Annotated in this window: 13 protein-coding genes; 7 read left to right on the top strand and 6 right to left on the bottom strand. The window is 67.6% G+C overall.

Features of this window, described 5'->3' with window-relative positions; translation table 11 throughout:
* The first annotated feature begins 20 nt into the window (after positions 1 to 20).
* Genes BM353_RS02555 through BM353_RS02535 form a run of 5 tightly spaced genes read left to right on the top strand, consistent with a single transcriptional unit; the run spans position 21 to position 5,704 of the window.
* A complete protein-coding gene (locus BM353_RS02555; RefSeq protein WP_092076272.1) occupies positions 21 to 764 on the top strand; it encodes a sugar phosphate isomerase/epimerase family protein in 744 nt (247 codons plus the stop codon).
* A 10-nt stretch (positions 765 to 774) separates the two neighbouring features.
* Positions 775 to 1,896, top strand: a complete 1,122-nt coding sequence (locus BM353_RS02550) for a Gfo/Idh/MocA family protein (RefSeq protein ID WP_092076269.1) — start codon at positions 775 to 777, stop codon at positions 1,894 to 1,896.
* Between the two features lie 8 nt (positions 1,897 to 1,904).
* Positions 1,905 to 3,512 carry a glycoside hydrolase family 43 protein gene (locus BM353_RS02545; RefSeq protein WP_092076267.1) on the top strand — a complete coding sequence of 536 codons (1,608 nt, stop codon included), beginning with the start codon at positions 1,905 to 1,907 and terminating at the stop codon, positions 3,510 to 3,512.
* A 12-nt stretch (positions 3,513 to 3,524) separates the two neighbouring features.
* Entirely contained in the window at positions 3,525 to 4,583 is a 1,059-nt protein-coding gene (locus BM353_RS02540) for a sugar phosphate isomerase/epimerase family protein (RefSeq protein WP_092076265.1), read from the top strand.
* Positions 4,583 to 5,704, top strand: a complete 1,122-nt coding sequence (locus tag BM353_RS02535) for a Gfo/Idh/MocA family protein (RefSeq protein WP_092076263.1) — start codon at positions 4,583 to 4,585, stop codon at positions 5,702 to 5,704. The genes BM353_RS02540 and BM353_RS02535 overlap by 1 nt, the downstream gene beginning before the upstream one ends.
* 17 nt (positions 5,705 to 5,721) lie before the next feature.
* On the opposite strand, the gene BM353_RS02530 is transcribed toward BM353_RS02535, so the two are convergent.
* Positions 5,722 to 5,985 (bottom strand): DUF2312 domain-containing protein, encoded by a 264-nt coding sequence (locus tag BM353_RS02530; protein WP_092076261.1) that lies wholly within the window; start codon positions 5,983 to 5,985, stop codon positions 5,722 to 5,724.
* A 136-nt stretch (positions 5,986 to 6,121) separates the two neighbouring features.
* Between BM353_RS02530 and BM353_RS02525 the strand changes: the two genes are divergently transcribed.
* Together BM353_RS02525 and BM353_RS02520 are read left to right on the top strand one after the other, a co-directional pair.
* Positions 6,122 to 6,367, top strand: coding sequence for a hypothetical protein (locus BM353_RS02525; RefSeq protein ID WP_245759530.1), 246 nt, complete (start codon positions 6,122 to 6,124; stop codon positions 6,365 to 6,367).
* 42 nt (positions 6,368 to 6,409) lie between these two features.
* Positions 6,410 to 6,826 carry a protein tyrosine phosphatase family protein gene (locus BM353_RS02520; RefSeq protein ID WP_092076259.1) on the top strand — a complete coding sequence of 139 codons (417 nt, stop codon included), beginning with the start codon at positions 6,410 to 6,412 and terminating at the stop codon, positions 6,824 to 6,826.
* 51 nt (positions 6,827 to 6,877) lie between these two features.
* On the opposite strand, the gene BM353_RS02515 is transcribed toward BM353_RS02520, so the two are convergent.
* From BM353_RS02515 to BM353_RS02495, 5 genes are all read right to left on the bottom strand, one after another.
* Positions 6,878 to 8,101, bottom strand: coding sequence for a FliM/FliN family flagellar motor switch protein (locus BM353_RS02515; RefSeq protein WP_177220436.1), 1,224 nt, complete (start codon positions 8,099 to 8,101; stop codon positions 6,878 to 6,880).
* 109 nt (positions 8,102 to 8,210) lie between these two features.
* Entirely contained in the window at positions 8,211 to 10,904 is a 2,694-nt protein-coding gene (locus BM353_RS02510; protein WP_092076255.1) for a sensor histidine kinase, read from the bottom strand.
* Positions 10,901 to 11,134, bottom strand: coding sequence for a hypothetical protein (locus BM353_RS16545; RefSeq protein ID WP_143104087.1), 234 nt, complete (start codon positions 11,132 to 11,134; stop codon positions 10,901 to 10,903). Before BM353_RS16545 ends, BM353_RS02510 begins: the two co-directional genes overlap by 4 nt.
* 141 nt (positions 11,135 to 11,275) lie before the next feature.
* Positions 11,276 to 11,647 carry a response regulator transcription factor gene (locus tag BM353_RS02500; RefSeq protein ID WP_092076251.1) on the bottom strand — a complete coding sequence of 124 codons (372 nt, stop codon included), beginning with the start codon at positions 11,645 to 11,647 and terminating at the stop codon, positions 11,276 to 11,278.
* 87 nt (positions 11,648 to 11,734) lie between these two features.
* The gene (locus tag BM353_RS02495; RefSeq protein WP_092076249.1) at positions 11,735 to 13,036 is read right to left on the bottom strand and encodes a helix-turn-helix domain-containing protein; all 1,302 of its coding nucleotides are present in this window, start codon (positions 13,034 to 13,036) and stop codon (positions 11,735 to 11,737) included.
* Positions 13,037 to 13,215: the final 179 nt, after the last annotated feature.

Below are 13,215 nucleotides of genomic sequence, written 5' to 3'. Positions count from 1 at the left end.
CCCGCAAAAGGCCACACCCGATGACCCTCTCTTTCCAACTCTACTCCGCGCGAAATTTCACCCCCTGGGACAGCGTCTTCACCCGCCTCGCCGAGCTCGGCTACACCCAGGTCGAAGGGTTCGGCGCGAATTACGAGGACGCCGGCGCAACCCGCGCGGCGCTGGATGCCGCGGGGCTTTCGATGCCTTCGGCCCATTTCGGGATCGGCGATCTCGAAACCCGCTTCGACTGGGCGATGGACACCGCCCGCACCCTCGGCGTTACCCGCCTCTTCGCGCCCTATCTTGACGCGTCCGAGCGGCCCGGGACGGCTGACGGCTGGCGCGCGTTCGCGCAAAGGCTCGCCGAGATGGGCGCGCGCGTCTCCGAGGCCGGGCTGCGTTTTGGCTGGCACAACCATGACTTCGAATTCACCCCGCTTGAGGGCGGCACGATCCCGATGCAGGTGATCCTCGACGAGGCGCCGCAAATCGATTGGGAGGCCGATATCGCCTGGATCCTGCGCGGCGGGCAGGATCCTCGCGACTGGATCTCCCGGTTCGGGCCCCGCATCACCGCGGCCCATGTCAAGGACATCGCGCCTCAAGGCGAGAACGCGGGCGAAGACGGCTGGGCGGATGTGGGCCACGGCGTGATGGACTGGCCTTCCCTCGCCGCCGATCTGCGCGCCGCAGATGTCTCCCTCTTCGTTCTGGAGCATGACAACCCCAATGATTTCAACCGCTTCGCATCGCGTTCGATCGAAGCCTTCCGCGCATTCTGAGGCCCGCGACATGACAGAGACACTTGGCATCGGCATCATCGGTTGCGGCAATATCTCGGCGGCCTACATGAAACTCGCGCCGCTCTTTCGCGGGCTGGAGATGCGCGCCTGCGCCGACATGAGCCCCGCCGCTGCAGAGGCCCGCGCCGCCGAGTTTGGCCTGCGCGCCGAGACGGTAGAGGGGCTGCTGGCGTCGGACGATATCGACATCGTCGTCAACCTCACGGTGCCGATGGCGCATTTCGCGGTTTCCAGACAGGTGCTGGAGGCGGGCAAACATGTCTACTCCGAAAAGCCCTTCGTTCTGAGCGCGCCGGAAGGGGCCGAGCTGGCAAAGCTGGCCGCCGCAAAGGGGCGCCGCGTGGGCTCGGCCCCGGACACCTTCCTCGGCGGAGCGCATCAACTCGCGCGGCGGCTGGTCGATGAGGGCGCGGTCGGCAAGATCACCTCGGGGACCTGTTTCGTGCAATCCCCCGGGATGGAGATGTGGCACCCCAACCCCGACTTCTTCTTTCAGGCGGGCGGCGGGCCGATCCTCGATCTCGGTCCCTATTACATCTCCAACCTCGTCCAGCTTCTCGGCCCGGTCGCGCGGGTCTGCGCCATGGCCTCCTCGGGCTCGGAGTACCGCACCATCACCTCGGAGCCGCGCCACGGCGAGAAGATCAAGGTCGAGACCCCGACCACGATCCACGCCATCCTCCAGTTCCACTCCGGCGCCCAGATCACCTATTGCGCGAGCTGGGATGTCTGGGATCACGGGCATTCCAACATGGAGCTCTACGGGCAGGAGGGGACATTGCACGTCCCCGATCCGAATTTCTTCGGCGGTGATCTGCGCGTCACCAACCGCAATGAGCCCGCCGAGATCCCGGCGGACTGGTCGCATCCCTTCTCCATCCCCAACGATGGCGAGAACGCGAATTACCGGACGGCGGGGCTCGCCGACATGGCGCTGGCGATCCTTGAAGACCGGCCGCATCGCTGCGGGCTCGACTTCGCGCTTCACGTGGTCGATGTGATGACGGCCATCCTCGCCTCGGGCGAGACCGGCACGTTCCAGACCCTCACCACCCGCTGCGAGCGGCCCGCCCCCCTGGGCCCCGACGCCGCGCGGGCGCTTCTGGCCTGAGGCGCGCGATGATCCGCAACCCGATCCTGCCCGGCTTCAACCCCGATCCGTCGATCTGCCGGGCGGGCGAGACCTATTACATCGCGACCTCGACCTTCGAGTGGTATCCGGGCGTCCAGATCCACCGCTCGGACGATCTGGTCAAATGGGAGCTCTGCGCCCGCCCGCTCAGCCGCGCCAGCCAGCTGGACATGCGCGGAAACCCCGACAGTTGCGGCGTCTGGGCGCCTTGTCTGAGCCATGCGGATGGGCTCTTCTGGCTGGTTTACACCGACGTCAAACGGCTCGATGGCAACTTCAAGGACGCGCATAATTACATCGTCACCGCGCCCAGCATCGAGGGGCCGTGGAGCGAGCCGACCTATGTCAATTCCTCCGGCTTCGACCCCTCGCTGTTTCATGATGACGACGGGCGGAAGTGGTTTCTCAACCTGCGCTGGAAGCACCTGTCGGACTCGATCGGCGGACACCCGACGAACCCGGCCTTTGACGGCATCCTGCTGCAGGAATGGTCGCCCGAAACGGGGCTCACCGGGGATGTCCGCTGCATCTTCGAGGGCAGCCCGCTCGGCCTCGCCGAGGGGCCGCATCTGCACAAGCGCGGGGGCTGGTATTATCTCACCGTCGCCGAGGGCGGTACTGGCTATGACCACGCTGTGACCATGGCCCGTTCGCGCGACATCGCCGGCCCCTATGAGCTGCACCCTGACACGCATCTGATCACCGCGCGCAATGCGCCGGAGGCGCCGCTCCAACGCGCGGGCCACGGGCAGATCGTCGAGACACCAGAGGGCGAGACCTATCACACCCATCTCTGCGCGCGCCCCCTGCCCGGCCGGTTCTCGCCGCTGGGCCGTGAGACGGCGATCCAGAAATGTGTCTGGGGCGCGGATGGCTGGCTCTATCTGGCGCAGGGCGGACAGGTGCCGGCGGTTGAGGTCGAGAGCCCCTCGCCCGCCGAGCCCAAGGCGCCGGTGATCCTCCACCGTGACTTCACCGGGCCTGAGCTGCCGCCCGAATTCCAATGGCTCCGCACCCCGCAGCCCGAGCGCCTCTTTGCCCTCACCGGGAGCGCCGTGCGCCTCTTCGGGCGCGAAAGCATCGGCTCGTGGTTCGAGCAATCGCTCGTCGCCCGGCGGCAGGAACACCTGAGCTACCGCGCCGAAACCACGCTCCAGAACTTCGCCCCGGACAGCTACCAACAGGCCGCCGGGCTCACGACCTACTACAACCGCCACAAGTTCCACTTTGCCGCCGTGAGCCGAACCAGGGAACACGGGCGTTGCCTCATGCTGCTCTCCTGCCCCGGGGTCTGGCCCGACGCGCCGCTGAGTTTCCCTGCCGAGCCGCTTGAGCTCGAAGACGGCCCGGTCCGGCTTGCGGTTGACGTCGCGGGCGCGGTGCAGCAATTCCACGTGGCAGAGCATGGCGGCGACTGGCGGCCCTTCGGGCCTGCGCTCGATGCCTCGGTCATCTCCGACGAGAGCGGGCGCGGCGAGCATGGCTCCTTCACCGGGGCCTTCGTCGGCATGGCCGCCTTCGACATTACCGGCCGGGCCAGCCCCGCCGATTTCACCGGTTTCACCTACCACCCCCGCCCCTACGGGGCTCAATAAGAAAGCGCAGCCATGGCCTCATTGATCAAGGGACCGGCCCTTTTCCTCGCCCAGTTCGCGGGCGATGACGCCCCGTTCAACACGCTGGCGGGCATCACCAAATGGGCCGCGGGCCTCGGCTACAAAGGGGTCCAGATCCCCACCTTCGACGCCCGCCTGTTCGACCTCGACCGCGCCGCCGAGAGCCAGGACTATTGCGACGAGGTGCTCGGCATCTGCGCCGAGGCGGGCGTCGCCGTGACCGAGCTTTCGGTCCACCTGCAGAGCCAGCTCGTGGCGGTGAATCCGGCCTATAACACGGCCTTCGACGCCTTCGCGCCCGAAACGGTGCACGGCAACCCCACGGCGCGGCAGGACTGGGCCGTCGATCAGGTGAAAAAGGCGGCGCTTGCGTCCCGCCGCTTGGGGCTCGATCATCTGGTGGGCTTCACCGGCTCGCTCGCCTTCCCCTACCTCTATCCCTGGCCGCAGCGCCCGGCAGGGCTCATCGAGGAGGCCTTCGACGAGCTTGGCCGCCGCTGGTCGCCCATCCTCGATTGCTACGCCGACCACGGCGTCGATCTGGGCTACGAGGTCCACCCGGGCGAAGATGTCTTCGACGGCGCCACGTGGGAGATGTTTCTCGACGCGGTGAAGGGCCACGAGGCCGCGCGGATCAACTATGACCCGTCGCATTTCGTGCTCCAGCAGCTCGATTACCTCGCCTTCATCGACCTCTACCACGACCGCATCAACGCGTTTCACGTCAAGGACGCCGAGTTCAATCCCGACGGGCGGCAGGGGGTCTATTCCGGCTACCAGCCCTGGACCGACCGCGCCGGGCGCTTCCGCTCGCTCGGCGACGGGCAGGTTGATTTCAAGGCGATCTTCTCCAAGCTGGCGCAATACGGCTACGACAGCTGGGCCGTGCTGGAATGGGAGTGCTGCCTCAAATCCCCCGAACAGGGGGCGGCCGAGGGCGCGCCCTTCATCGCCAACCACATCATCGAGGTGACCGGCAAAAGCTTTGACGATTTCGCCGGCGGCGAGACCGACCGCGCGCAGATCGCCGCCATGCTGGGGCTGGCGTGATGCGGCGGCTCAGGCTTGGGATGGTCGGCGGCGGGCAAGGCGCGTTCATCGGCGGGGTCCACCGGCTGGCCGCGCGGCTCGACGGGCAGTGGGAGCTGGTGGCCGGGGCGCTGAGTTCCGATGCGGAGCGCGCGCGCGCCTCGGCGGAGGACCTCGGGATCGCGCCGGACCGCGCCTACTCCGATTTCGAGGAGATGGCCCGGGCCGAAGCTGCGCGCGAAGACGGGATCGACGCCGTCGCGATCGTCACGCCCAACCACATGCACGCCGCCCCCGCCATCGCCTTCCTCAGGGCCGGAATTCACGTCCTCTGCGACAAGCCGATGGCCGCGACGCAGGAGCAGGCCGAGGCCATGGCCGAGGCGCAGCGCGCGCGCGGCAAGCACCTGATCATCACCTACAACTACACCGCCTACCCGCTCATCCGGCAGGCGCGCGAGATGATCGCCGCCGGCGAGCTCGGCGAGATCCGGCAGGTCATGGTGGAATATGCCCAGGACTGGCTCGCCGAGGATGTCAGCAACAAACAGGCCGACTGGCGCACCGATCCGGCGCGCTCCGGCGCGGGGGGCTGCATCGGCGATATCGGAACGCACGCGTTCAACCTTGCTGGGGTCGTGACCGGCCTCACGGCCACCGAACTGGCCGCCGATCTCGATGCCTTCGTGCCGGGCCGGAAGGTGGATGACAACGCCCATATCCTGCTGCGGTTCAAAGGTGGCGCCAAGGGGATGCTCTGGGCCAGCCAGGTCGCCGTGGGCCATGAAAACGGGCTGCGGCTCCGCGTCCACGGAACTAAAGGCGGGATCGACTGGGCGCAGGAAAACCCCAACGAGATGTGGTTCACCCGGCTGGGCGGCCCGCGCCAACGCCTCACCCGGGGCGGGCCGGGCGCGACCGAGGCGGGCCTTGCCAGCTTGCGCATTCCGCCGGGCCATCCGGAGGGCTATCTGGAAGGTTTCGCCACGCTCTATGCCGAAGCCGCCGCGCTCATCCGCGGCGAGAGCGTTGGCGCGGCCCTGCCCGGGGTGGGCGACGGTCTCGCCGGGATGCGCTTCATCGCCGCCTGCATCGCCTCATCGGCCGCCGGGGGGGCGTGGCAGAGCCTCACCCCGGACTAAACCGCCTCGGGGCGGGCTCACCCCATCCCGAGCGCTTCCTTGTACATCTCCAACACGGCCTCTTCCTCGGCGATATCATCCGGCTCGCGCTTGCGCAGCGCGATCACCTTGCGCATGACCTTGGTGTCATAGCCGCGCGATTTCGCCTCCGCCATGACCTCTTTTTGCTGGTCGGCGATGTCCTTCTTTTCCTGCTCCAGCCGCTCGAAACGTTCGATGAACTGGCGCAGCTCGTCTGCGGTCACGCGGTAGGTCGCGTCGCTTGTGGGGATGTCGTCCATGACGGCCTCTGTCTGAATTTTCTCGAAGTCGTGCTTCGATACCGACCCCGGCCCCGCGCCGCAAGCGCTCCCTTGCCTCCCGGTCCGGGTTGCGCGGAGTTGCGCAGCCCCCCGCGATGGGCTATGGCGCGGCGCGATGGACCACCGGGGGCAGCGCGAGGATGGCATGGACAGTCTGATCTGGATCGGCGCGGGCATTTCGCTTCTGGGGCTCCTCGGGCTCGTCTGGTGCATCCTGCGCGTCTTTCGCGCCCGCCGCGAAAAGCTGAGCGACGAGGAGATGCGCCTGGTTCTGTCGCGGGTGCTGCCGGCCAACATGGGCTCGCTCTTTTTGTCGGTGATCGGGCTGATGGTGGTGATCCTCGGGATCTGGCTCGGCTGATCCGGACTGGACAGCGCCAACCGCACCGGCTACCCCGAAGCCATGGATATTCGACCGCTCACGCCCGACTACGCCGTCTCGCCACAGATCGCGCCCGAGGACCTTCCGGCCATCGCAGAGGCCGGGTTCACGGCGGTGATCTGCAACCGGCCCGACGCGGAAAACCCGCCCGATTGGCAAGCCGCCGCGATGCAGGACGCGGCAGAGGCCGCCGGGCTGCGGTTTCACGTCCTGCCCATCACCCATGACAGCATGACGCCGGAGCGGATCGCGCAGCAAAAGGCGCTCGTCGCGGAGAATGATGGCCCGGTGCTGGCCTATTGCGCCTCGGGCACGCGCTGCACGGTGATCTGGGCGCTTGGCGAGGCGGGGACGCGCGGCGCCGATGAGATCCTGCAGATCGCCGGGCGCGCAGGCTACGCGCTGGAGCCCCTGCGCCCGCGGCTCGAACAGGGCTGAGCAGACGGCGCGCGCGGGGCAAGCCCGCGGCCGCCAGAGTCCTGAAATTGTTCAGATATCGTCGAAGTCGATCTCGACGACCGCCATCGGCATGCCGATGTCATCCTCCGCGCCGCCCGCCGGTGCGGCGCCGGGCATGGGAAGGTCTTCCAGCTCGAAGGGTTCGGCGTCGGGCAATTCGAAATCGAAATCGAGATCGTCGGCCTCTTCGGCCTCCTCGACCGCTTCGGCCTCGCTGGCCAGATCTTCGAGCGGTTCCAGCGCGTCCAGAGGCTCCAGCGCCTCGGCGGGAGCGTCTTCCTCCGGTTCATCCAGCGGGATGTTGGGCAGTGCCGCGGCGGCTTTCGGCCCGTCGAGTTGGGGCAGCTCGCCCGCGGGCTCTCCAGCCTCGGGCGCCTTGACCTCGGGCGCCTGTTTCGCCGTGCCCGGCACGGGGCCGAACCGCAGGGCGCGGTATCCCTCAGCCTGACCCAGCCGGATCCGCGCGAGGACCGGCTCCTGGCCGGAATAGAGGGTCACGTTTTCCAGAGCTTCCGCCGGGAAAGGCAAGGTATCACCGGGGCGAAGCGAGGAAAGCTGCGCCAGCGGCAGGGCATATCGGTGGGCCACCGCGTGCAGCTCGCTCTGCGCCTGACCCACGGATTGCTCCAGACGCGCGGCCCAGACCGGATCGCGCGAACTCGCCTCGTCCTCCCCTGCATGAGCAGGTTTGGCCGGCAACGCGAAAAGGATCCGCCCGATGCGCGCGCCGAGGAAGATATCGACCTCCGCCTCGAAAATCCTGTAATCAAGCTCGGGCAGGTTCAGCCCCATGGACCGGACCGTCGGCACCCGCGCGCCGAACATGTAGCCCTGCGCCCAGAGGCCCGCATCCCCGGGCAGCCACCCGGCAAAGCGCTTGAGCAGATCGTTCAGGACCGGCTCGGCGATGGCGGCGTCGGTCCGGGTGACGGAGCGTGGGTGATTGTTGCGCGGCACGAAGCCCAGCGTCTGCATCTCGACAATGGCGATCGCGAGGCTGCGGTCGAGCATGATGCAGCCCAGAGCGCCGTCGGGCCCATCCAGCAGGATGAGCATTTCATCGTCCAGCAGCCGCTCCATGAGCGCGTGGTAGTTATCGACGATCTCGCGGACCTTGGTCGCGGCGAGCGGCAGGGAGATGGTCTCGTCGAAGGATTTCGACAGCGCAAGACGCAACGCCTTGCGCGGCGCGACCTCGCGATCTTCGAAATCGCGGCGCGCTACGGCAGCCTTTCGCTGCAATGCCGGGTTCACGCTGTTCAACGGTTCAACTGTCCTGATGGGTCCGGATTTTCCGGATCGGTCCTGGCTTTCCGCACCAGACTTCACCGAAATTGGTTACCAAGCGATTTATCGCGGCGATTTACTGCGCCGCCATTTGCGCCCGCAGCGGCAGGATGACGCGAAACGCCGCCCCCTCCTGCCCCGGCAGATAGCTCACCGAGCCGCCCAGCCGCGTCATGATCTCGCGGCAGATCGCGAGGCCGAGCCCCGCGCCGCCCGCCGCCTGGTCCGAGCCGACGCGCGCGAACTTCTCGAAGATCACGTTCTGTTTGTCGGCCGGGATGCCCGCGCCATTGTCGATGAAATCGATGACCACCGCATCGCCCTCGGTATGCACATCGATGCGCAGCTCGGGGCGCGGGGCGGCGCAGTATTTGCGCGCGTTGGCGATGAGATTGATGAAGACCTGCGAGAGCCGGTCGAGATCGGTGTGCAGAGCCACATCCTCGCGCGCCCGCTCGCGCCTCACGCGCAGATCATCGCCCATCGCGGTCGCGGCGCCCTGGGCATGATCGAGGACCTGGCCGAGCCTGCCGTCACGCAGGTTGAGCGTCACCTGCCCGTTTTCGAGCACGCTGAGGTCGAGCAGATCGTCCAGCAGCCGGGTCAGCCGCTGCGATTCGTCATGGATCACGCCCGCGAATTTCCCGGTCTGGCCCGGGTCCCCGTCGCCATCGCGCAGGATCTCGGAAAAGGCGCGGATCGAGGTCATCGGCGTGCGCAGCTCGTGGCTGATCTGCGACAGAAACGCGTCCTTCTGACGGCTCAGCTCGGTAAGCTTGTCATTGGCGCGGCGCAACTGCCGGGCGGTGCGGGCCAACTCCTCGGACTTGGCTTCGAGCTGGGTCGAATGCTCTTTCATCTGCGCCGATTCGTCGGCCACGGCCATCAGGTCCTCGACCGAAACCGAGGCCCGCCCGACGATCTGGGCGATCATGGCATGGGCCGTGGCCGCCCCGACCGAGCCGGAAAGCTCGCGCTCCAACCGGTTGATGAATTCCGGTGTGGTGTCGGGCAGATAGCCTTGCAATCCCTGGCGCGCGGATTCGGCCTGAAACAGGCGCTGCGCCTCCTGCGGGCCGATGATCCGCTGGGCCATGATCAACAGATCCTCGCTCTCGGCCGCGCTGCGCGACCAGCCCGGCGCATTGGCGGAGCGGTCGAAGACCCGCACGAATTGCGCGCCCTGAAGCCGTTCGATCGGATCGGGCGTCGTCACCAGCGAGACCAGCACGAAGACCAGCGCGTTGAGGGTCAGGGCCCAGACCAGCGCGTGGACAAGCGGGTCGAGCCCGCTGATGCCGAAGAGCGCCTGCGGATCGAGCCAGCCCTGCCCCAGCGGCCCCTGATCCAGAAGCCCGGCGACGAATTGCGCGTCCGAGGCAAGGCTCGGCAGCAGCAGCGTGTAGACCCAGAGGAAGAACCCGACCAAAAGCCCGGCGATGGCGCCCGCCCGGGTCGCGCCATGCCAGAAGAGCCCGCCGATCAGCGCGGGCAGGAACTGCGACACGCCCACAAAGGAGATGAGCCCGATCGCCGCCAGCGCCGAGCCGCCGCCCGAGAGCCGGAAGTAGAGGTAGCCGAGGAAGACCACCCCGGCGATCGAGATCCGCCGCGCGAGGAGCACCATGTGGCGCACATCCCCCGACACGCTCGCGCCCTCGCCCTGAAACCGCAGCCAGATCGGCATGACGATGTGGTTGGAGACCATGGTCGAGAGCGCGATGGCGGCGACGATGACCATCGAGGTGGCCGCCGAAAAGCCGCCGATGAAGGCAAAGAAGGCGAGCCCGTCGCGCCCCTGGCTCAGCGGGAGGGTGAGGACGAAAAGGTCGGGGTTGGCGCCCGCGGGGAGCAGGTCGAGCCCGACCACCGTGATCGGCACCACGAAGAGCGACATGGCGAGCATGTAGAGCGGAAAGGCCCAGCCCGCGACGGCGAGGTGGCGCTCGTCGGCGTTCTCCACCACCATGACCTGAAACATGCGCGGCAGGCAGATGAAGGCCGCCGCCGCGACGAAGGTCAGCCCCATCCAGCGGCCGGGGGAGACGTTCCATTCGCTGATGGGCGAGGCCTCGATGCGCGCCAGTGTCGGGCCGATCCCGCCCGAGAGCTCCCAGACCACGAAGACGCCGACCGCGATGAGCGCCGCGAGCTTGACGACCGCCTCAACCGCGATGGCGATGACAACGCCGTGGTGGCGCTCGTTGGCGTCGAGGTTGCGCGTGCCGAAGAGGATGGTGAAAAGCGCGAGCCCGAGTGCGACCATGGCGGCCACCGATTGCGCATCCGGCGCGCCGCGCGGATCCGCCCCGGCCATGATGCCGCCGGTGAAGACCGACACGGCGAGGGTCACCGATTGCAGTTGCAGCGCGATGTAGGGGGTCGTGCCGATCACGGCCATGAGCGTGACGATCACCGCCAGCGCGTTGGATTTGCCGAAGCGCGAGGAGATGAGATCAGCGATCGAGGTGATGCGCTGACTGCGGCCGATCCGCACCAGCTTGCGCAGGCCCCACCACCAGCCCGCGAGCACGAGGGTCGGGCCGAGGTAGATCGTCAGGAATTCAAGCCCCGAGCGCGCCGCGTAGCCGACCGCGCCGTAGAACGTCCAGGCCGTGCAATAGACTGAGAGCGAGAGGGTGTAGACGAGGGGCGAGCGCAACCACCGCCCGCGCCCGCGCACCGCCAGCCGCTCGGCCACGAAGGCAATGAGAAAGAGCAGCACCACGTAGATCAGCGCGATGGCGACGAGCGAATTGAGGATGGTCATGGGTCCGGCGCCCCGGCCTCGGGATCATCGGGCCGCATCCGTCGGCTGGCGATGGTCGAGAGCACGGCGGTCAGCAGGCAAAGCCCGAACCAGCCCCAGAAGAGGTAGATGAGGGCCGTGGCCGTGCCGATCTCCATCCCGCCCCAGATGAGCGGAACCGAGAAGATGAGAAAGCCGATGAGCGGCAGGACCGCGAGCGCATCGGGCAGCCTGCTGCGGCCATGAGCCACCGGATCCTCGGCGCTCAGTCGCGGGCGCGGGCCCTCTCGCGCAGGGCCCGTCGGGCCCGCATCCTGATCCGCTGGGCGCGCCTCGCTCCGCCCGGCGCGTGGGTCATCGGGTGGGGCGCCCCCGCCCGGCTGCGCCACGGCTCAGGCCTCGATGGCCATGTCGCGGATCGCGTCGAGCACGGCCGCGTTGGAAAACGGCTTGGACATGAAGCGCGTGGCCCCAAGCTCGTCGGCAATTTCCCGGTCGCGCGCCTGACCGCGCGCGGTCAACATCATGATCGGCAACTCGGCCGTCGCCTCCCCCCGGCGCAGATCGCCCAGGATGTCATACCCGCTGCGCCCGGGCAGCATCACATCGAGGATGACGATATCGGGCGCATGGGCCGCCACCGCCTCGACCGCGTCTTCCCCGTTGGAATGGGACAACACGTCCCACCCGTCTCGCGACAGGATATAGGTGATGGCCTCGATAATGTTCGGCTCATCCTCGATCAGCAAGACACGCTTGCCCATGGGCACTCCTCCCCTGGCCCCCCGGGACGCCGCGCACGTGGCGCGGCCTCCACTATCGGGCGAGTATTCCCCGGATTGGCGGGTGTGTCAAAACGTGGCGCTGAGTATTGTCGGCTCGCGCCGCGCGGGGCAGTCCGAAATCGGGCAGATCCGGCAGCTCACCCCGACATGGCCGGTCTTGGAATCGGCTGGCCCGGCGGGGGTGAAGAGCATGGCGGCCTCGACGCGTGCGGGCGAGGAGAAGTGCGCGGGGCCGACCGCGCGGGCCGTGGCGTAGACATCGAAACCGCGCTCGCCGCGCCCGGGCATGGTCAGCCGTGCGCGCAGCGGCTGGTGCGGCACCGAGAGCGCCTGAAAGAGCGGCCAGAGCGCGCAGGCCGAGCCGAAACGCGGCAGGGCAAACCCGTCGAGCGGCTTGCGGAAGATGAGCGTCCCGCTGGCGTCGCAGGTGGCAAGCCCGTAGGTCTGGCCCGCGACCTCGGCGGGCAGGGCCGCAAGCCGGCGAAAGAGCGTGAAGAGATCGGCCCCGAGCGCCTCGGCCAACGCCGGCAGCGACGGGCCCGCCCGCGCCACCGCCTCGCGCACCGCGCCCATCGGCATCGCCCGCGCATCGGCCGCGTAGTCGCGCAAGTGGGTCAGCGCGAGCGCGCGCGCCGCTGGAAGATGGGCGGAAAAGCCGGCCTCGGCGAGAACCGCATCAAGATCCCGGTCCGGATCGGCCTCGAGCTGGGGGAAATGAAACCCCTGCGCCGCGAGGAACTCGTCAAGCTCCTCCTGCGGCGCGCTCTTGCCGTCGTGCACGTCCTCGACCCCATCGAGATAGGCCACCAGCGATTGCGAGGTGCCGCTGAGTCGCTCGCTGTCCTCGCCGATGTTGCGCAAGAAACGCCGCTGCCAATCGGGCTCGATCTCCTGGGTGTCGGTGAGGATCCCGGCGGTGGAGCGGATCGCGGTCACGGTGGTGAGGATGTCGTGCAGCGCATCCGACAGGAAGGGATCATGGGCCAGCCGGTCGGTCAGGGTCTCGACCGTCTGTTCCAGCGATGTGACCCGCGTTCCCAGATCGGCCAGCAGCCGGGCCCAGCCGGGAAAGCGGCCGGCAAATTCCTCCAGCCGGTCGATCTCCGGGACGATGTCCGAGACCGTCGCGGCCTCGCGCAGATCGGCCATGAGCGCGACCTCGGCCCCTTCCGTCAGGGCCGCGGATTCGACCTCCAGAACCTGGGCAATCGCCGAGAGCAGCTTGCCGCCGATGCTGCGCCGATTATGTTCGATCAAATTTAGATAACTCGGTGAAATATCGACCGCTTTGGCCAGGCTCGCCTGCTTGAGCCCCAGCACCAGGCGCCGCTCTCTGATCCGTGTTCCCGTGAGTGCCGATCTGGCCATGGCATTTTCCGATAGATTTCAACGCGTTTCTGCGGTCGCGAGCAAATAGATTTACACGAAACCGCGCCCTGCTGTACATTTTTTTACAAAAAAAATGAAGTCTTTAAGTAGGTTGTTGTCTGGTTTTCAAGTCCTGCGCCATACTGATGCGGCACAGCTGTGCGCGCAGTGTCGGGAAG

The sequence above is a fragment of the Poseidonocella sedimentorum genome (assembly GCF_900116005.1).
In the GTDB taxonomy this organism is placed as follows: Bacteria; Pseudomonadota; Alphaproteobacteria; order Rhodobacterales; family Rhodobacteraceae; genus Poseidonocella; species Poseidonocella sedimentorum.
The sequence above is the reverse complement of the archived record's forward strand: the minus strand, read 5'-3'. Positions and strand labels throughout refer to the sequence as shown.